This is a genomic window from Chitinophaga filiformis, assembly GCF_900102545.1.
GTDB classification, from domain to species: Bacteria; Bacteroidota; Bacteroidia; order Chitinophagales; family Chitinophagaceae; genus Chitinophaga; species Chitinophaga filiformis.
Genome location: NZ_FNBN01000002.1, coordinates 880,111 through 899,373 on the forward strand (window position 1 = coordinate 880,111; position 19,263 = coordinate 899,373).

The 19,263-nt window shown below is 47.6% G+C and carries 17 protein-coding genes; 2 read left to right on the top strand and 15 right to left on the bottom strand.

Features of this window, described 5'->3' with window-relative positions:
• Nucleotides 1–8: 8 nt before the first annotated feature.
• From rhaM to BLR32_RS10065, 12 genes are all read right to left on the bottom strand, one after another.
• A complete protein-coding gene (gene rhaM / locus BLR32_RS10010) occupies nucleotides 9–320 on the bottom strand; it encodes an L-rhamnose mutarotase (protein ID WP_089831175.1) in 312 nt (103 codons plus the stop codon).
• 15 nt (nucleotides 321–335) lie between these two features.
• The gene (locus tag BLR32_RS10015) at nucleotides 336–932 is read right to left on the bottom strand and encodes a LutC/YkgG family protein (RefSeq protein ID WP_089831177.1); all 597 of its coding nucleotides are present in this window, start codon (nucleotides 930–932) and stop codon (nucleotides 336–338) included.
• 253 nt (nucleotides 933–1,185) lie between these two features.
• Nucleotides 1,186–2,562, bottom strand: a complete 1,377-nt coding sequence (locus tag BLR32_RS10020; RefSeq protein WP_089831179.1) for a lactate utilization protein B — start codon at nucleotides 2,560–2,562, stop codon at nucleotides 1,186–1,188.
• A 17-nt stretch (nucleotides 2,563–2,579) separates the two neighbouring features.
• On the bottom strand, nucleotides 2,580–3,317 hold the full coding sequence (locus BLR32_RS10025; RefSeq protein WP_089832125.1) for a (Fe-S)-binding protein: 738 nt from the start codon (nucleotides 3,315–3,317) through the stop codon (nucleotides 2,580–2,582).
• Between the two features lie 5 nt (nucleotides 3,318–3,322).
• Nucleotides 3,323–4,705 carry an FGGY-family carbohydrate kinase gene (locus BLR32_RS10030; RefSeq protein ID WP_089831181.1) on the bottom strand — a complete coding sequence of 461 codons (1,383 nt, stop codon included), beginning with the start codon at nucleotides 4,703–4,705 and terminating at the stop codon, nucleotides 3,323–3,325.
• Between the two features lie 18 nt (nucleotides 4,706–4,723).
• On the bottom strand, nucleotides 4,724–5,998 hold the full coding sequence (locus tag BLR32_RS10035; protein WP_089831183.1) for a sugar isomerase: 1,275 nt from the start codon (nucleotides 5,996–5,998) through the stop codon (nucleotides 4,724–4,726).
• 130 nt (nucleotides 5,999–6,128) lie between these two features.
• Nucleotides 6,129–8,252, bottom strand: coding sequence for a bifunctional aldolase/short-chain dehydrogenase (locus BLR32_RS10040; RefSeq protein ID WP_089831185.1), 2,124 nt, complete (start codon nucleotides 8,250–8,252; stop codon nucleotides 6,129–6,131).
• Between the two features lie 19 nt (nucleotides 8,253–8,271).
• Nucleotides 8,272–9,324: an L-rhamnose/proton symporter RhaT gene (gene rhaT, locus BLR32_RS10045; protein ID WP_089831186.1), complete on the bottom strand. Its 1,053-nt coding sequence runs from the start codon at nucleotides 9,322–9,324 to the stop codon at nucleotides 8,272–8,274.
• A 152-nt stretch (nucleotides 9,325–9,476) separates the two neighbouring features.
• Nucleotides 9,477–10,082: a hypothetical protein gene (locus BLR32_RS10050; RefSeq protein WP_089831189.1), complete on the bottom strand. Its 606-nt coding sequence runs from the start codon at nucleotides 10,080–10,082 to the stop codon at nucleotides 9,477–9,479.
• A gap of 465 nt (nucleotides 10,083–10,547) precedes the next feature.
• Entirely contained in the window at nucleotides 10,548–11,576 is a 1,029-nt protein-coding gene (locus tag BLR32_RS10055) for an LLM class flavin-dependent oxidoreductase (RefSeq protein WP_089831191.1), read from the bottom strand.
• Between the two features lie 288 nt (nucleotides 11,577–11,864).
• The gene (locus tag BLR32_RS10060) at nucleotides 11,865–14,072 is read right to left on the bottom strand and encodes a helix-turn-helix domain-containing protein (protein ID WP_089831193.1); all 2,208 of its coding nucleotides are present in this window, start codon (nucleotides 14,070–14,072) and stop codon (nucleotides 11,865–11,867) included.
• A gap of 55 nt (nucleotides 14,073–14,127) precedes the next feature.
• Nucleotides 14,128–15,018, bottom strand: coding sequence for an SAM hydrolase/SAM-dependent halogenase family protein (locus BLR32_RS10065; RefSeq protein ID WP_089831196.1), 891 nt, complete (start codon nucleotides 15,016–15,018; stop codon nucleotides 14,128–14,130).
• Between the two features lie 120 nt (nucleotides 15,019–15,138).
• Between BLR32_RS10065 and BLR32_RS10070 the strand changes: the two genes are divergently transcribed.
• Nucleotides 15,139–15,474 carry a four-helix bundle copper-binding protein gene (locus tag BLR32_RS10070; RefSeq protein ID WP_089831198.1) on the top strand — a complete coding sequence of 112 codons (336 nt, stop codon included), beginning with the start codon at nucleotides 15,139–15,141 and terminating at the stop codon, nucleotides 15,472–15,474.
• Entirely contained in the window at nucleotides 15,474–16,016 is a 543-nt protein-coding gene (locus BLR32_RS10075; protein ID WP_089831200.1) for an HD domain-containing protein, read from the top strand. Before BLR32_RS10070 ends, BLR32_RS10075 begins: the two co-directional genes overlap by 1 nt.
• Nucleotides 16,017–16,028: 12 nt before the next feature.
• Here BLR32_RS10075 and BLR32_RS10080 read toward each other — a convergent pair whose 3' ends face one another.
• From BLR32_RS10080 to BLR32_RS10090, 3 genes are read right to left on the bottom strand one after another with little or no spacing between them, the layout of a single operon-like run.
• Complete coding sequence (locus BLR32_RS10080) at nucleotides 16,029–17,249, bottom strand: ABC transporter permease (RefSeq protein ID WP_089831202.1); 1,221 nt, start codon at nucleotides 17,247–17,249, stop codon at nucleotides 16,029–16,031.
• Between the two features lie 2 nt (nucleotides 17,250–17,251).
• On the bottom strand, nucleotides 17,252–18,001 hold the full coding sequence (locus tag BLR32_RS10085) for an ABC transporter ATP-binding protein (protein WP_089831204.1): 750 nt from the start codon (nucleotides 17,999–18,001) through the stop codon (nucleotides 17,252–17,254).
• Nucleotides 17,998–19,251, bottom strand: coding sequence for an efflux RND transporter periplasmic adaptor subunit (locus tag BLR32_RS10090; RefSeq protein WP_089831206.1), 1,254 nt, complete (start codon nucleotides 19,249–19,251; stop codon nucleotides 17,998–18,000). Before BLR32_RS10090 ends, BLR32_RS10085 begins: the two co-directional genes overlap by 4 nt.
• Nucleotides 19,252–19,263: the final 12 nt, after the last annotated feature.

A 19,263-nucleotide genomic window follows, 5' to 3' on the forward strand; every position in this document is an offset into this window, starting at 1 on the left:
CCGTTCGCTCAGTCCATGTGAAACACCTTCACCAACGGGGTTGTTACAGGGGAATTGTCATCATTCGTATCCATGATATCGGCCATATAAGCCCACCAGCGATGCACAACGGGTAATGTGCCCAGGTCCTGGGAAGACTGTTCTCCTGCCTGTTGCTGCACCGCAAACAGGATATTCGTTTCTTCATCCAGGAAGATGGTATAGTCGCTCACGCCATTATCCTTCAGCAGCTGTTTCAGCTCCGGCCAGATCTCATCATGGCGTTTACGGTATTCTTCTTTGCAGCCTGGTTTCAGGCGCATTTTAAAGGCGATCTTCATAACGGGAAAGTGTATCTAAGCCTTAGGGCTATAGAGGAAGACAGTCAGGCTTTTAGCACCATGAGCGCCCAATACCAGTGACTGCTCAATATCTGCTGTTTTGGAAGGTCCTGCAATGAAAACACCAAAGCCCCCTCCTGGTTGGGCAATACGTTCTGCATACGCATCATGCATTGTCGGTACGATGTCCTGTGAAGAAACAACAATAGCGAGGTGCTGGGTAATGAAAGGCAGCACTCTTTCTTTTATTTCAACATCAGTGATCCATATAGCCCCATTCTCTGCTACACCGAACTGTCCGGGGATGATAGCCAGGTCTACATGCTCATACTGGCGGCCACCGTCACCGGTTTCCCATTCAGTCATTGCACCAGGCAGATAGCTTTCCTGCAGTGAGATGATCTTCTGTGCATCAGGTTGATGCTCCGCAATGAGCGGCTGTATCTCAGCATATGAACTGATCTCGAAAACCTGTCCGCCAAGCGTTTCTATTACTTTTCTGAAAGCAGCAGGATCGCCGGGACCTGTACGTCTGAAGGCGTTCAGATCTGGCAGTGCCTGTTGCTCCGGTTGATTCTTTTTTATGGCGGCGAGAATGCTTTCGCGGGACATATATTGATTTTGATATTGTTGAGAGGCTGACTAACAAGTAAAATGAAGACGTTCAGCATTGCGTAAAAGCAGTTTCGTCGCCATCACTTACCCGAGAGTACTCTTTTTTCAGCCCCGAAATGTTGTTGTTGTAGAAACGCCATTATAACGTTCGTATAAATGCTATACAGGCGGCATTGTTGTTGTTGATTGTTATTCCCATCGTTGTATAACCGGAACACACAATATTACAATCCGCCTGTGCGGACTGTTGTTATTGCTTTCTGTTCTTCTTATACCAGTCTGCAAATGATTCCTTCGGAGGTTCCGGCATTTCACGTTGCCTGAACCATGGGTTCAGACCATTGTTCACAACAGCAGGGAATGTTCTCATTACCCAGCGCCCTATACCTCCGGCGGTCTTATACAAACCAGGCTTAGACAAAACGATGTTCATAGCATGCATGCCCGCCGCTTTGGTCTTTTTGGTATATCCTTCCCGGGTAATTACCTGCCTCCATTTATATAACTGCTGATGAATATCAATCTTCACCGGACATACATTGGAGCAGGAGCCACACAAGGTAGATGCAAACGGCAGGTCTGCATATTCCTTCATATCCAGGTTAGGCGCCAATATAGCGCCTATCGGTCCGGCAATAGCGTTATGATAACTATGTCCGCCACTACGACGGTATACAGGGCAGGTATTCATACATGCCCCACATCGGATACACTTCAATGAATTGCGGAAATCTTCACGCCCTAACTGACGACTACGGCCATTATCTACCAGTACAATGTGTAACTGTTGTCCTTTTTTAGGCGCACGGAAATGGCTGCTGTAAGTAGTAATCGGCTGACCGGTAGCACTCCTGGCCAGTAAGCGCAGGAAAACACCCAGGTGTTTCCGCTGAGGAATGATCTTTTCGATACCCATACAGGCAATGTGTACATCTGCCAGGTGAGCGCCCATATCAGCGTTCCCCTCATTTGTACAAACCACCATCTCCCCTGTTTCTGCCACGGCAAAGTTCACGCCCGTAATCGCTACCCGCGACTGGATAAACTCCGCTCTCAGGTGCTGACGGGCAGCGGCAGTCAGGAATTTAGGATCTGCATTACCGGCAGGTGTGCCCAGGTGTTCATGAAACAGCTCTCCTATCTCCTCTTTCTTTTTATGGATACAAGGCAATACAATATGACTTGGCGGCTCTTTCGCCAGCTGTACGATACGCTCTCCCAGGTCGGTGTCGATCACTTCAATGCCATGTTCAGCAAGGTATGGATTCAAATGACATTCTTCCGTAAGCATGGACTTACTCTTCACCATCCTTTTCACTCCCTGCTCCTGTAACAGTTGCAGCACTATCTTATTATGTTCAGCTGCATCAGCTGCCCAGTGTACTACCGCACCATTCGCCTGTGCATTCTTTTCGAATTCAAGCAGGTAATCGTGCAGGTTACCCAGCACGTTATGTTTGATGCGGGAAGCAGCTTCCCTCAGATCTTCCCACTCCGGAATAGTCCAGGCCATTTTATCCCTCTTCTGACGAACCCACCAGAGAGTTTCATCATGCCAGTTCACACGGGGCTCATTGGCGTTAAATTCTTCCGCGAGCAGTGAGTGTTCTTTATGTTGATGTTCCATACGCTTCAGCTTCCCTGTTAAATTGAACTATTCAATATCTCCGCAATATGCAGCACTTTCACATCACTCTTCTGGCGGCGTAAAATGCCTTCCAGGTGCATGAGACAGCTCACATCATTACCTGTGATATATTCCGCGCCGTTGTTCACATGATCAGCAATACGATCTTTACCCATTTTAACGGATACCGCTTCTTCAAAGACACAGAAGGTGCCTCCGAAACCACAGCATTCATCTGTGCGTTTCAATTCCACCAGTTCCAGCCCTTCTACCATCTGCAACAGTCGCTGCGGTTTGGAGAATGGAGCAGCCACCAGTTCACTCATCTGGGCAAGTCCCAATCCACGTTGACCATGACAGCTCTGGTGTATACCTACTTTATGTGGGAATTTCGCTTTCAGATGATCTACCTTCAATACGTCTGTCAGGAATTCTGCCAGCTCGTATATACGCTGACGGATGTGGGTAGCCGCCTGCTCTTTCCCTTCCACATGCAGATGGTCTTTGATATGCAGCACGCAGCTGCCTGAAGGTCCTACGATATAATCAAGCCCCTCAAAATGATCTACGAAAAGTTCATTGCAACCGTGGGTCAGGTGTTCAAAGCCGGAGTTGGCCATGGGTTGTCCGCAACAGGTTTGTCCCTGTGGATATACCACGTCACAACCCAGCTTTTCCAACAACGATAACGTGGCGATACCTACCTGCGGATAAAACTGGTCTATGTAACAGGGTATGAAGAGTCCTACTTTCATCTTTTTCAAATATAAATCGAGCCGTGGCTATAATGTCTCATCTCTACGAGGTCCGCCGGTAAAGGCAGTGTATTCCAGTGGCGATGAATAGCGAGGGCGGCGCCTATAGCCGTAGCCTGTGCTACTGAGGCTGCATAGATCTCCATCTGAGGGAAAGCCGCTGCCAGCAAGTGCATATATACACTGTTCCTGCTGAATCCACCATCCACAAAAATACGTTTTACCGGTGTACCATTTATTACCAGCGATGAAGAGAACTGCTGCTGCTCCATGATGTCCATCAGTAAGCGGTGATAGGCAATCTCATAGCTGGTAAACTCGTTCAATGATCTTTCTGCAAAGCGGGACGCCTGCAACAAGCCCGTACCGGGTACCGGCTGTTCCTGTTGCGGAGATACCGCGAGCAACCTGGCAAATATAGCGGGGTCGAAGCCTACTTGCTGGTAGTAATTTACCGGTGTTTGATAATATTCTGCCAGCCTTTTCACCTGCTGCTCATGCTCATTGCCGGCAAAGAGCCTTGCGGCCTTTACAGGGCGGTTTTCATAGGTCAGATAGCAGAGACAGTCAGATGCCAATTCTGAGGCCGTTAAAGGGCTGTTATTAAACGGATTAAGGGTAATGCACCAGGTACCTGTGGAAATCAGCGCAAAGGGTTCTGAGAAACTGGCAAGATAAGGGATCAATGCGGCGGAACTGTCATGCAGTCCTACACCCGCTATACAGTTATAGCCATCAATAGCGGCAGGCAATACATGATCGCCCGGGAAAACAGGCGGCAGCTTCTCTGCCAGTCCTTCCCGCAGCACCCATTCATGGTAGCGTTGTTGGGTAAAGTCCCACAGCATCGTATGACAGCCAATGCTGGTAATATCAGACAGGGGCTGCCCTGTCACCAGGAAACTGATATACTGCGGTAAATGCAGGGCATATTTTACCCTGTCGAAGACCGCAGGCTGCAATTGCTTTAATCTGTAAAACTGCAGGCCTGCATTCAGACTACCCAATGCCGGAGAGGCAGTGTCAGCACATAGCTTTCCTGCTCCGCCAGCCGCATGATGAAGTGCCTCCTCCATACCTGGAGGATAAGGCTTCAGGTAGTTATACAACGGTGCCAGCACCTGCCCCTGTTCATCCAGGTATACAAGGCTGGCGCCATAGGTACTGAAATTAAATGCTACAATAGCGTAATCGGGTAACCGCAGCAGTTCACGGAGACTGTCTTTCACCCAGTTTGTCAACAGTTCAATATTCTCACAGGCGTCGCCATCTTCGTCGACTGTTTCGTCAAAGCAGGCGCCTCTTTCCCATACGATCCGGTAGTGCTCGTCGATCAGGAATATCTTCTTATTAGTCTTGCCAATGTCGAGTATTGCAATACAGCGCATCCGTTGGAGAATTAGAAACTACAATCCCGTTGCTACGGTTTTCAGACCTCTTTCCTTTATCAGCTGCTCTCTTACCTTGAACTGCCTGTAAAAAGCAACCGGCTGTAAAACACCTCCTGCCTGCAGGCGCGCCTGGGCTACCAGCGGACGAACATCAGTACGGTAAGCATATTGCAGTATTTCCTGTGCAGCCACCGCATCATTGTTCTGCTGGGCTGCCTGCAGTGCCTTGGTATCTACCAGTAAAGCCTGTGCATAGGCGATCATGATCGCTTCTACGGATTGTAACAGGTCTTCCAGTGGATCCTTTACATTGTGAGAGGCATCTATCATCCAGCCCAGATCATTGGCATGGTTCATACCACGGGCATCCATGCCTTCCACCAGTTCATTAAAAATGAGGAAGAGCTGATAAGGATTGATGCTGCCTACGGTGAGATCATCATCCCCATACTTGGAATCGTTGAAATGGAATCCTGCCAGTTTTCCTTCCATTAACAGCAATGCTACGATCTGCTCAATGTTGGCATTAGGCAGATGATGCCCCAGGTCTACGAGTGTATACGCTTTTGGACCCAGTTTATTGGCGAAGAGTAATGACTGTCCCCAGTCGCCTATGGTAGTAGAATAGAAATTAGGTTCATATGCCTTGTACTCGATGTACAGTTTCCAGGCATCAGGCAGCGCTGCATATACTTCCTGCAGACTATCCAATGTACGTTTGAAGGCACCCCTGAAATTCAGCTGACCGGGAAAGCAGGAACCGTCTGCCAGCCAGAGGCTCAATGCATTGGAACCCAGCTCCACACCATATTTGATTACCTCAATATTATGCTCAATCGCCAGCTTCCGGACGCCTTTATCGGTATGATGCAGGGAACCGAATTTGTAGCTCAACGCCTGATCTGGCTGGTCCTGGAAAGTATTGGAATTGACAGCATCAAAACGGATGTCGTGCTGCGCTGCCAGGGCTTTTATGTTAGCAGCATTTTCAGGAATGTCCCAGGGAATATGCAGAGAGATAGCACCGCTGCTCCTGTTAAGGGCATGCAGGATACCTATATCGGAGATCTTTTCCTCGAGATTACGAGGCTCTCCTCCACCGGAAAAACGACCGAAGCGGGTACCACCTGTACCTAAAGCCCAGCTGGGAATCGCTACCTGGAAGTCCTGTAATTTCTGCAGGATATCCGCTACATGCGGGATAGTTCCTGCTATATATTCAAAGCTGCGCTCGTGCGCCTGCCTGTGAGAATCATTGAATTCAGCTACCTGGAATTTCTCAATATTCATAACGGGTACGTTGGGTTATTAGTAAATTATGAAAAGTTTTTCGTTAGTGGCACGTGCCTCGGCACATTATCAACACATGCCGGCCTGGCCGGAGCCAGGAGCATGTGTTGATCACGTTACAGCTTGCTACTTATCTCACAAAAGCAGCAGCAACACCGCCATCGACGTTGATCACGTTACCGGTCGACTTACCCAGCAATCCTCCTGTAACGGCGAAACATGCATTGGCAATATCTTCCGGCAGGATCACCTGATTCAGTAAGGTACGTTTTGCATAATAAGCAGGCAATTCTTCCACGGTAACGCCATAAGCCTTGGCACGGCCAGCAGCCCAGTCGCCCTCCCATATCTTACTGTCGGCAATCACCGCATCCGGATTTATCACATTTACACGGATACCATCCTTACCCAGTTCTGCTGCATTCAATCGGCTCAGGTGCAGTTGTGCGGCCTTTGCAGAACCATAACCAGCATTGTTCGGTCCACTCATCAGGGCATTCTTACTCACAATGTTGATCACATCACCTCCCAGGTCCTGCTTGCGCATTACTTCCACACCCTGTTGGGTAACCAGGAACTGGCCTTTTACCAATACATCATACAACAGGTCCCAGTCTTTTTCTGTATGTGCCTCCAGTGGTTTGGAAATAGACAAACCTGCACAGTTAACCACCATATCCACGCCTCCAAAAGCCAGGCTGGCTATATCATATGCTTCTTTTATATCACTGCCCTTTGTAACATCCAGGACAGCGGTTGCGAAAACATCCTGTCCATATTGTTTGGAGAATTCATCTTTTGCAGATTGCAGGCGGTTGGCGTCGTTGTCGTTGATCACCACACAAGCGCCTTCATCAGCAAATTTCTTTGCGATCGCTTTTCCAATACCACCGGCGCTCCCAGTGATCAGTGCAATACGGCCGGATAGCGCCTTCGGCTTAGGCATACGTTGCAGTTTCGCTTCTTCCAGCAACCAGTATTCTATATCAAAAGCCTCCTGGCGTGGCAACGCAGTATATTCAGAAATGGCTTCAGCGCCTTTCATGACATTGATCGCGTTGGTATAGAACTCTGCCGCTACTCTTGCAGTCTGTTTATCTTTTGAGAATGTAAACATCCCAACGCCCGGATATAGGATCACCACCGGGTTAGGATCACGTAATGCAGGACTGTTCGGATGACGACAGGTATTGTAATAGTCAGTATACATCTGCCTGTAGGCAGCAAATAAAGGCTCCAGTTGTTGCTTTACCGCAGCGGCATCATCGAGTGAAGCCTGAGGATCGAGTGGCAACACCAAAGGACTGATCTTCGTACGCAGGAAGTGGTCCGGACAACTGGTACCCAGTGGCGCCAGCCTGTCAAGATCTTTGGAGTTGATGAACTCCAGCACGCGTGGATCATCCGTAAAGTGCCCCACCATGCGGGTGTGAGCAGAACATAATCCGCGCAGTACAGGCGCCAGTGCCGCAGCCTGCTTCCGCCTTACTTCAGGAGCCGGAGAAGAAATGCGTGCTCCGCCGAAAACAGGTCCTTTCTTGCCGTAATGCTCTTCAAGATAAGCAGCACAACGCTCAATGACTTCCAGCGTATTCATATAACTCTCATAAGCGGTATCGCCCCAGGTAAATAATCCATGGGAGCCCAACATGATACCCCTGATACCCGGATTATCGCGCAGGCATTGTCTTAGCTGTAAGCCCAGATCAAAACCGGGACGCTGCCAGGGTACCCAACCGATAGTGCCGCCAAAGAGTTCTTTAGTAATGCGCTCACCATCCTTTGCAGCAGCAATAGCAATAGCGGCATCAGGATGTAAGTGATCAATATGTTTAAATGGCAGGAAACCATGCAATGGCGTATCAATAGAAGGCGCCTTGGAACTGAGATCAAAAATACAGTGATTAAATAGCTCCACCATCTCATCTTCCTGTTCAATACCCTTGTAGATATTCTCCAGGCTGTGCAGTCGCTCTACATATAATGCCGCCAGACCGCTACGTTTCAATGTGCCCAGATCACCACCTGAACCTTTTACCCACATTACTTCCGTTTGTTTACCCGTCAGTGGATCTTTCGACATTACCTTACAGGAAGTGTTGCCGCCACCATAGTTGGTAAGCCGGAGATCAGCACCCAGCAGGTTAGAACGGTAGATCAGCAATGCTACCTCATCACCTGCCAATGCAGCAGCTTTCTGCTCGTCCCAGAGATAACTTACATGTTTGAAATTTGTTAAGGAAGAAACCGACATATGTTCTTGTTTAAATTAGTTATAATGAATTCCCGTAGCCTACCAGCATCACAGACGCCATGATTGTCGCTACACCAAGTATGATCGTCCCAAATGTTTTACGGCTCACTCCTTTCCATTCTCTCAGTGTGATACCCCATAGACTTGAGATCATGATAATAAACGCCATGTGCAATATCCAGGAACTGGCCCCGTTACCGAGTTTACTTTCGCCCATGCCATAAAAGAAGAACTGGAAGAACCAGGTGGTACCAGCCAAAGCAGCAAAGAAGTAATTGCCCGCCAGGGGTGTTTCTTTATTGACATAATCACCGAATGTTTTGTTCCGGAAATTCAGCAGCAAACACCACAGTAGGTTTGTGGTCAATCCGCCCCAGAGTAATACAACGAATATCACATTGTTCTGAAACAGCGGATTACTTCCCTGCTCCACAGCAATAGCCGCCATAGGTTTTCCAGCCTCTATCCCGAAATTGAAACAGGCGCTCAGGATACCAGATACTGTTGCTACTATCAGCCCTTTTTTAAGGTCAAATTCCTGTATGCTTTGCTTTTTCTGATCTTCAGATAACTCACGTTCCTTCATCACCCCTGCAGCACCGCAAATGGCAATACCCAACAGACAGACTACAACACCACTCAGGACTAATAATCCCCCGGGACTTTTCAGCATAGCTGAAAATGTGTGTGTAGTATCAGAAGTGAAAAGGTCCCTGTAGATGGGAGGAATGAGCGAGCCGAAGGCGGAGGTATATCCCAGGGCAACAGACATTCCCAATGACATTCCCAGGTAGCGCATAGCTAATCCGAAAGTAAGACCACCGACACCCCATAATACGCCCATAAAATAGGTCCAGAAGATAGTAGAACTGTCAGTTTTACTGATGATGCTCAGGAAATCGGGCACGGTGATCCAGGCTGCCAGGAAGGGCACTATCAACCAGGAAAAGAAACCGCCCACTATCCAATAACTTTCCCAGGCCCAGTTCTTTACTTTTTTGAAAGGGATATAAAAACTACCGGAAGCGAAGCCTCCTATGAAATGAAAAAAGACACCTAAAATAGCTTGCATAATTGTGGAATTATGTGTTCAATCGTGGAATCTTTCAAATTTAAATAAAGGCAGCGGGGCAACTGTCCTACACATTCCTATTGGGGTAAAATTAAGAAAGGCCGTCCGCCAACAGCGAACAGCCTTCTTTTCTCTGCATAAATATCTTAATATCAGTACATTACTTTCACATCAGCAACGATATAGTCTGTTGTTATCGCTTTCACCTTGATAATCCCCTTCTTTGCAAACCCATTCTGGAAGAATATTAACAGCGGCATATCGGATGAGCCAAAACTTTCATTATCTGTAGCAATGGTCAGCTTTTTGAGAGTAGAGGCATGTGCGATAGTATCGAAAGCATTAACATTGAAAGTATCTGAAGGCACCTTGTTACGCACCAGGGTAGTCAGGGTACCAGGGATCTTCAGGTCAAAACTCTCATCATTAGGGCTGGTAAAGAACATAGAGAAGGCGCCGAAGTTATTGAACGCTATATCTATATACTTACCCACCGAATCAGGAATATCGCTATCTACGTATACCTTCCCTTTAAAAGAGGAGAAAACGCGGCCATAGCTTTCACTTGCCGGTGTTAAGGAAAATTTCACATCTGTAAATGTAACGACGCTATCTGCTTTGTTGCCGGATCCGGATCCAGGTGTGGTAGTAGTATCACCGGGATTGTTTGTTCCACCGCCGATACCCGCCTCTTTGGTACAGGCAGTATAAGTCAGTGCTATGACTGCTATTACTAGCAGCAGGAAGTATTTTCTCATAGGATAGGATCAGTTATTTCCAGCAAAAATATAAAAAAATATAATCAAGTGTATACGGTAAGATAACCGTAACGATAATACATGTTCTTTATCCGGTTGCCGCGTCAATAATATCCTGATACCGTGAGGGTTTCTGGTAAATGATACATCACAGTAAAACATATCACTATGCCCCGACGGCAATCATAGTTTCTGATGGATAACTTCCACAGCTATTTATTACTCAATTGTTTATAAGATGTATCAACACTCCGGTACCTGTCATAGTTTTCTGACGGATAACTTTCCAGGCTATGTATTACTCAATTATTTATGAGATGTATCAACACTCCGATACCAGTCATAACTGAATGAATGATAACGTTCACTGCAAGACATCACAATAAATCTGAGATAACATAACACCGGCGAACCAGTGATAATTCCCGACCGGCAACACGTCACAGCAGCATACCAGTCAATTACTTATGAAATATTACGAGGCTCCAGATGGAAGATCTCAGCCAGCAATTCATATGACCGGAAACGGTCTTCTGCGCGTTCTGCCATGGTAGCAACAACAATCTCATCTACATCATAGTCGTCTGCCAGTTGCAACATACGTTGTTTTACCTGTTCAGGTGTACCGGCAATCATACGTCCTCTGTTCGCCAATACACGTTGCAATTCCATATCTGAGTATTCATAATCCCGCACTTCTTCGTAGGAAGGAAATTCGTCAAACCTCCCTTTCTCAAAGCTCAGCAGGCGGTAGTCCATCATGGCCTGCAATTCGTCTGCTTTTTCCTGCGTATCTGCACAGAAAACGAAGATCCCTACGCTGGCGGCAGGTTCATTCAGGAACCGGGAAGGCTTGAATTTCTCACGATAAGTTTTTACTGCCTGCGGCCCTCCAACCGGGTAAATGAAATGCGCGAAAGATAATGCCCAGCCCTGGCGCGCAGCCAGCAGGCCACTTTCTCCGCTGGAAGTCAGCATCCATAGTTCGGGGGCTGTATCTATTTTGGGTATGGCGATTACTTTCTCATGTATGGTGCCGGTTTCCCGGGAATCGGACAGATAACCTTCCAGGTCATTGACCTGCTGCACAAAGTCTCTGGGTTCGAAGGTATTGGAAGGGTTCAGCACGTGAGCGGTCAGGCGGTCGCCTCCAGGCGCCCTACCTATTCCCAGATCAATGCGTCCGGGATATAGCGCCTCCAGTAAACGGAAATTCTCCGCTACCTTCAGGGTACTGTGATTAGGTAACATTACACCACCTGATCCCAGGCGTATATGTTTCGTAGCTGCTGCCAGCCTTGCTATTAATATTTCAGGAGATGCCCCCGCCAATGAACGGGTATTATGATGTTCTGAAAGCCAGTAACGGGTGAAGCCAAGACGGTCTGCCAGCTGTGCCAGCTTAATGCTTTCCTGTAGTGCCTCTACGGCATTGCTTCCTCTGCGGATGGGTGATTGGTCTAGTACGCTGATTCTTAATTTCCTGTCGGCCATTGGTAATCCTATTTAGAATGTTCGTTCCAAAATTACAAAAGAATTACCAAACAATCAGCATTCAGCGTTTTTTCAGGCCATCCAGTTCGAAGTTTCTTTAATCTGATACCAAGGCCTTCCATACATTGACTCCCCACAATAAACCTATACTTATCTGCGCCTACTCAACTTGAAGTTTCTCCAATTCGGCACCGGGTCTTTTTCTATGCATCGATTCCCACAATAAAGCTATACTTCTCTACTCCCTACTCAAAAAGTAGTTTCTTCCTATTCACTATGCAATTGTCTCTATTCCATTGTCTTCCGGTAATGAGCCTGCACGGCCCTGATTTCCGCCCAGGTAGCAGTCTCCCCCAGTCTTGCCTTTATTGGTGCTGAAGCAGTAGCCCCCAGTTCTTTCACGACCGGTAATATAAGCGCAATCTTTTTCTCATCCATAAAGCGGTTCAGCTGCAATTCATCGTTCGCCACACAATCTGCCAGGTGACTTTCTACTGTACTCATCGCCAGCCCACGCTCCGTAGCAATTTCCTGCAGCGTTTTACCAGCAAGGAATAATTCCAGTGTTCCTCGTCGGCTATCCCCTGCCTCCCGGCTCTTCTTCGCGGGTTTTTCCTTTGTTTTCTCCTCTGCCGGAGGCCGGCGTAAGGTTTCATAATCCGGCAGTCCCTCATTAAACTTCACATTGCCATAACTGGCATGTGCAAAGAGCTCTAAGCGGTTCCACAGAAAATGTTCCAGCCCGGACAACTGCAATACGTATTTCTTTATCTTAGGAATGTCCTTTACAATGTCTCGTTCCCGGCGCACCGGCTGTATGAAAGATTCATATATCTCATTCGTAAAATAAGCCACCGCCTTACCAACACGCTCGGTTAAAGTGATGACATTACCTGTTTGCAACACCTCCTTCAATAAAGGATCCAGCTGTTGCCTGAATTTCAATCCTACTTCATGTAACTGGGCCGCACGTTGCTGTAGATTACGACTCAGCGTCACCGCGCTTTCCATCCCGATCATCTTTTTATCGCGCAACCAGGCAGCATGTAACTGCAATTCCGCGAGGATCTTTTCTGCACTGAAAAGCTTCAACAGCTGTTCTGCCCAGAACACCATTTTTTCCCCTTCCAGTAACATTTCCAGTTCATCCTCTTTATGAAAGCGGGACGAGAATGCCAGCACCTGTTCATCCGTGCGGATTGCTCCCGGATGAATCCGCGAGTGTAACACCAATCCTTCCAGGGAGGTACAGCGGCTCAATGCCACATATACCTGGCCTGGCGCAAATGCATTACCTGCATCGATAATGGCTCTTTCGAAAGTAAGTCCCTGGCTTTTATGTATTGTAATAGCCCATGCCAGCCGGATAGGATATTGCGTGAAACTACCCATCTCTTCTTCATCGACCGTTCCTTCCAACTTGTTCCAGGAATAGCGGATATTACGCCAGGTTTCTTTCTCCAGCACCAGCGTTTCCTCACTGTTGGCAAGTGTCACCACGATCTTATCATCAGGCAGGATTTCCTTAACAATAGCCAGCTTTCCGTTGAAATAACGGCGGGGTTCCGCCACATCATTTTTGATGAACATCACCTGCGCTCCTTTTTTGATACGCAGATCCATGTCTGTCGGGAGTGCTTTGTCACTGAAATCACCCTTGATCTCTCCCGTGAATGTATGAATGCCACCCGGCATAGCAGCCAGCCGGGCATTATTGATCTCATCTGCTCTGCGATTATGGGTAGTGAGCACGATATACTGATCACCCTCACCGGTGAAATGCGGCAGGTAACGTTGGTTCAGGGTCTCCAGGTCGTCCCAGTCCAATGTACTGTTACGCACACCGTTCAGCAGGTTAATGAACGTCGCTTCATTCTGTCGATAGATCTTATTCAACTCTATGAACAATGGCGGCGCCTGTTGCATTACCCTTGCATGAAAAAAGAATACGCTTTCATAACAGTCTTTCAGCAACTGCCATTGTTCATCCGGCATAACAGGTGGCAGCTGGAAAAGATCTCCGATATACAATACCTGTACACCACCGAAAGGCAATAACGGCTGGCCACGAAAATGCCGGAGTATCGTGTCAATTGCATCCAGCGTATCTGCCCGTACCATACTGACCTCATCGATGATCAGCAACTCCATTTCACGCAGCAGTTCTTTCTTGTCGTGGTTAAAGCGAATGTTCCGGAACAGCGCATGTGCATCAGTTACGCCGTTATTTACACCAAAAAGATGTGCGCCCGATGGCACAAAAGGACCAAAAGGCAGCTGGAAGAAGGAGTGCATAGTCACCCCACCTGCATTGATGGCAGCAACACCTGTAGGCGCCACCACAACAGTATTTTTAGTGGTATGTTGTCTGATATATTTCAGGAAAGTAGTTTTCCCTGTACCGGCTTTACCGGTCAGGAAGATATGGCGGTTGGTATGATTAATATAGTCTGCCGCCAGATGAAACATCCTGTTGTTACTATCCGGTTGTGACATCTGAAAAATGTAAGATTAAATAAATGCAAACATCGAAATTAGATAAAAATCAGCACTATTTACTGACTGTTACACTCCATTCCGGCCCGCTTTTCACATGATGATTAGAAGAGAAATCTCCCATATTTACCGCAAATGACAAATTCAGCAGGCTATTCAGATAAGCCAGTTCCTTCCCTTCAGGAACAGCTGCAAATGTATTCGCAAATGGTATGACGCCACTGTACACCGGTTCATTGCCTTTGTAAATACTTACTTTCAGCAGATCCCCCGCTTGTACATGCAGCTTGTTGAATGTCTGCTGATCAATATTCGTCCAGATATTGCCGTATTGCACATCCAGTACCGGGATATTTCCCTTTACAGTGTCATTGACAAATACCGGCGCCTGAAAAGATATACTTACTACAGAATCAGCCATCTTCGGCCCTACCTGCTGGAATGTGATCTTCCCGGCAGCCAGTTTACCGGCTGTATAAGCATACACATCTCTGCCATGAAAGGTATAGGATGCGCCGGAATTCTTTCTGCGGTTTACCGCTTCATCAATCTCCCTGATCTCTGCAATGCCCATTTGCCTGGCCACAAGAGTAAGTGTACCATTGTCTGGTGTGACAAAATAATGCCCGGTCTTTGTTTTCAGCACCACTGATTTACGCGCAGAGCCTACCCCCGGGTCTACTACAGATACGAATACAGTACCTGCAGGCCAGTAAGGAGCAGTCTGCTGTAAGCGATAGGCAGCCTCCCAGATGTTATATGCCGGTATTTCATGCGTCAGATCGAACATCGGTATATCGGGAGACAGGCTGTATACTACGCCTTTCATTTCTGCTACGGCCCCGTCTTTTAGTCCGAAGTCTGTCTGAAAGACCAATGCATGCCGCTGTGCAAAAGCAGAGAAGCAAATGAAGATCAAACAATGGAAAACGAATGTATGTTTCATCTACGCAAATTAGCAAATTCTTCCACAATATTTGCTGAGTGTGCCTGTTCAAATTTGTACGGTATTTGGTACAGTGTATCTGAAAACGCTTCATTATTTAACCCACCAATACTTAAACACATGAACGGTTATCATTTTTTTAAGGATTGTATCGACTACTGTTTGCGTTGCGCCGCTGTCTGTAACCACTGTGCAAGCTCCTGCACGCAGGAAAAAGATGTCACCATGATGGCCCGTTGTATCAGGCTGGACATGGAATGTGCAGCTACCTGTTATGCTACGGCACAATTAATGAGCCTGGGAAGCAGCTATGCTATACAGGTGTGTTCCGTTTGTGCCGATGTTTGTGAAGCCTGTGCTGCAGAATGCGGTAAACATAGCAACGAACATTGCCAGGAATGTGCGGAGATCTGTAAACAATGTGCTGATGCCTGCAGAAAAATGCTGGTTTCTTAATGAACATACTTACTGATATTGAAGAATTTGCCCGTCAGTCCCATGGGGACCAGCAACGGAAATTTGCTGATGAACCTTATATCGAGCACCCCATCCGGGTCATGCAACTATGTAGAGAATATACATCGGATCTTCCGGTATTATCAGCTGCTTTGCTGCATGATGTACTGGAAGATACCGCTGTCACTAAAGATGTGCTTTCCAACTATCTGCGGGACGTTATGAAACCGGAAGACGCTCAAAGGACCCTTGCTCTCACCATAGAGTTAACAGATGTCTACGTTAAAGAGAACTATCCAAAATGGAACAGGCGGAAACGCAAGGATGCGGAAGCTGCAAGACTGGGTAATGCCAGTGCCGCTGCGCAAACTATCAAGTATGCTGATATTATTGACAACAGTCTTGACATCAGCAATTCCTCTTCTGACTTTAAACCCCGGTTCCTGCATGAATGCCGGGCCCTGTTAAAGGCAATGGATAAAGGTAATCCTGCACTCAGGCAAAGAGCTATTGCGACGGTTAATAGCTTTCTTCAAAAATAAAACAAGCGTTCCCTATTCATACCGCAACGCCTCTATAGGATCCAATCTCGACGCCTTCTGCGCGGGATAATATCCAAAGAAAACACCTGTGAGCGCACATACCATAAAAGACAGCACAATAGAAGACTCCGACACCAGTGTCGGCCAGTTCAGGAAATAAGTGATAAGCTGGGCTGAGGTAATTCCCAGCACCACTCCTATCAGCCCACCGGTAATACTGATCATAATCGCTTCTATCAGAAACTGCATCAAAATATCAATACCCCTCGCGCCGATGGACATACGCAGTCCGATTTCCCGTGTACGCTCTGTAACAGATACATACATGATGTTCATAATACCAATTCCTCCAATAATGAGAGAAATACCGGCAATAGCTGTCAGCAAAACTGTCAGCAGATTACTGGTCGAACTCAATGTGTTGATCAGTTCCGCCATTGTCCTGACCTGGAAGTCATTTTCATCAGCATCCCTTAAGCGGTGGGTTTTCCGCAAAATGGTCTCAATCTCCTTGGTAGCAGCATCTGTAGCAGCTTCGCTTACTGCGGAAACGTAGAGTGTACGGAAATAAATGGTAGCCAGAATACGCTTCTGTACAGTAGTATAAGGCGCCAGGATCACATCGTCCTGGTCCTGACCGAAGGAACTTTGTCCTTTAGCTGCCAGTACACCTATCACCTGGAAAGGAATATTATTGAAGCGGATGATCTTTCCTACCGGGCTTTCTCCGTTAGGAAAGAGATTACTGACTACCGTCTGTCCCAACAGGCAGACTTTGGCAGAAGCCCTGACATCTTCCTCTGTAAAGGGAACACCATCCTGCAGGGTCCACTTACGGATATCCAGATAAGCTGGGCTCACGCCCTGTATGCTGGTAGGCCAGTTGAATGCCCCACTGATGGATTGTCCGGTGGAAGTAGCTGCCGGAGAAATAGCACTGATATTAAGCGCCTGTTTCTGTATGGCTTTTACATCTTCGATGGTCAGCGTTTGCACACTCGCCCCTTCCAGCCTGGCGCCTCCGGCTACGTTACTGGCAGGCAGGATAGTGATCATGTTAGATCCCATACTGGAAAGCTGCGACTGAATACTCTCCTTGGAGCCCTGTCCGATAGCCACCATGGCAATAACCGCTGCCACGCCGATGATGATACCCAGCATGGTAAGGAAAGCCCTCAGTTTATTCCGCTGTAAGGCTTTCAACGCGATCCTTATGAGGTTGAATATATTCATAATCAGTAATCATCTGCCGGCGGCAATGCAGCCAGCGCTTCTTTTGCGGAACGTATATTTTCATTGACAGTATCCTTTACCACCTTCCCGTCGCGCAGCATCACCGTACGGCTGCTGAAGGCTGCTATATCCGGCTCGTGGGTAACGAATACAATGGTCTTTCCCTGTTCCCTGTTCAACTCCTGCATCAGCGCCATGATCTCGTAAGAGGTCCGTGTATCCAGGTTACCTGTGGCCTCATCTGCCAGTATCATCACCGGTTCATTGACCAGGGCTCTTGCAATGGCCACACGTTGCTGCTGCCCCCCTGATAACTGGTTGGGTGTATGATCCAGTCTTTCTCCCAGTTTCACAGCCTCCAGTGAGTGTATCGCTTTCTGCCGGCGTTGTTCATGGGTAATTTCCATGTTATACAGTAATGGCAGCTCTACATTCTCCAATGCGGAAGTACGGGGTAAGAGGTTATAGGCCTGGAATACAAAACCGATCTTCCTGTTACGTAAACGCGCCAGTTCATTACGGGACAGCTCCCCTATATTGACCCCATCCAGCAGGTAGGTTCCATCCGTAGGTTTGTCCAGGCACCCGAGTATGTTCAACAGCGTGGTTTTACCGGAGCCACTGCTACCCATAATGGTCACAAACTCGCCTGCGAACACGTCGAAGGAAACACCTTTCAGTGCGCGTACGATCTCCGTGCCCATACGGAACTCCCGTTTGATATTCTGTATTTCGAGGATCTTTTTGCTCATCGTCTTCTTCTTTGCGGCATGAATGGACTGGCCTGTCCGCCACTACCTGCTGCCTTCTTATCAGTTACTTCCTGCATACCTGTTATTACATCGTCATCCGGAGAGAGTCCTGACAATACTTCTGCCCGGGTATTATCATTCAAACCGATCTCCACTTTTCGCTGCAACAGGGTATCCCCTCTTTTCAACCATACATAGTTCAGGGCTTCAGCCATTTTTCCTTTATCAGGCCTTACGCGCCGGGTAGTATCGCTGCTGCCACCGGTGACTGGCATTGCCCTTTTATGGCGTTCCGCTGCCGGGGGCGCTATGGCAATGAGCGTAAATTTCTTCGACAATGCCGAATCAGGCCTGAACATCAGTGCTTTTGCCGGAATAAGCATGGCATGGTCCTTTTCTGCCGTGTAGATAGTCACTGTTGCGGTCATACCTGGTTTCAGTTTCATATCCTCATTGGATGCGCTGATCATTGTGGTATATGTTACCACATTGGCAGACACTGTAGGTTTTAGGCGGATCTCCTGTACCTTTCCTGCAAATTCCTGATCCAGGTAGGCATCCACGGTAAATGATACCCGCTGGCTATCACGCACATTCCCTATATCAGCTTCGTCAACATTTGCCTGTACCTGCATTTTGGTAATATCCTTCGCCAGTACAAAGAATGTTGGAGTATTAAAGCTGGCGGCCACCGTTTGTCCCACGCTTACGTTCCTGTTCAGTACAACACCATCTATAGGAGAATAGATGTCGGCAAAAAACAGGTTCCGCTGAGCCGTCTTCAGGGAGGCCTGCGCACTTTCAACACTGGCGATTGCCGCCTTATACAGGTAATTTGTGTTGTCATAATCCGCCCTGCTGATAGCGCCTACTTTATACAGCTGTTCCTGCCGCTTAAACTGAGCCTCCTGGTATATCTGCTGACTTTGTGCATTTGCCAGCAGGCCCTTATTACGGTCTACTTCTGCCTGCAGCAATACCTTATCCAGTTCTGCCAGTAATTCTCCCTTTTTGACCTTGGAATTGAAATCCGCGTAGATGTATTTCAGTATTCCGGATACCTGTGTACCTACTGCCACGGTATCCACGGGTTGTACCGTACCCGTAGCTGTTACACTGGTGGAGATATGCCCATAAACGGGCTTCTGTGTGCTGATCACCACAGGATTCTCTTTCTTTCGGAAAAAGAAGTACCAGACTGCCACCAGTGCCACCAGCACCAATATTGTAATTACAATCTTCCTGTTCATCCGTTGTTATTT

Coding starts and splice junctions, on each gene's coding strand:
- rhaM (WP_089831175.1), bottom strand. CDS start 320: ATGAAGATCGCCTTTAAAATGCGCCTGAAACCAGGCTGCAAAGAAGAA.
- BLR32_RS10015 (WP_089831177.1), bottom strand. CDS start 932: ATGTCCCGCGAAAGCATTCTCGCCGCCATAAAAAAGAATCAACCGGAG.
- BLR32_RS10020 (WP_089831179.1), bottom strand. CDS start 2,562: ATGGAACATCAACATAAAGAACACTCACTGCTCGCGGAAGAATTTAAC.
- BLR32_RS10025 (WP_089832125.1), bottom strand. CDS start 3,317: ATGAAAGTAGGACTCTTCATACCCTGTTACATAGACCAGTTTTATCCG.
- BLR32_RS10030 (WP_089831181.1), bottom strand. CDS start 4,705: ATGCGCTGTATTGCAATACTCGACATTGGCAAGACTAATAAGAAGATA.
- BLR32_RS10035 (WP_089831183.1), bottom strand. CDS start 5,998: ATGAATATTGAGAAATTCCAGGTAGCTGAATTCAATGATTCTCACAGG.
- BLR32_RS10040 (WP_089831185.1), bottom strand. CDS start 8,252: ATGTCGGTTTCTTCCTTAACAAATTTCAAACATGTAAGTTATCTCTGG.
- rhaT (WP_089831186.1), bottom strand. CDS start 9,324: ATGCAAGCTATTTTAGGTGTCTTTTTTCATTTCATAGGAGGCTTCGCT.
- BLR32_RS10050 (WP_089831189.1), bottom strand. CDS start 10,082: ATGAGAAAATACTTCCTGCTGCTAGTAATAGCAGTCATAGCACTGACT.
- BLR32_RS10055 (WP_089831191.1), bottom strand. CDS start 11,576: ATGGCCGACAGGAAATTAAGAATCAGCGTACTAGACCAATCACCCATC.
- BLR32_RS10060 (WP_089831193.1), bottom strand. CDS start 14,072: ATGTCACAACCGGATAGTAACAACAGGATGTTTCATCTGGCGGCAGAC.
- BLR32_RS10065 (WP_089831196.1), bottom strand. CDS start 15,018: ATGAAACATACATTCGTTTTCCATTGTTTGATCTTCATTTGCTTCTCT.
- BLR32_RS10070 (WP_089831198.1), top strand. CDS start 15,139: ATGAACGGTTATCATTTTTTTAAGGATTGTATCGACTACTGTTTGCGT.
- BLR32_RS10075 (WP_089831200.1), top strand. CDS start 15,474: ATGAACATACTTACTGATATTGAAGAATTTGCCCGTCAGTCCCATGGG.
- BLR32_RS10080 (WP_089831202.1), bottom strand. CDS start 17,249: ATGAATATATTCAACCTCATAAGGATCGCGTTGAAAGCCTTACAGCGG.
- BLR32_RS10085 (WP_089831204.1), bottom strand. CDS start 18,001: ATGAGCAAAAAGATCCTCGAAATACAGAATATCAAACGGGAGTTCCGT.
- BLR32_RS10090 (WP_089831206.1), bottom strand. CDS start 19,251: ATGAACAGGAAGATTGTAATTACAATATTGGTGCTGGTGGCACTGGTG.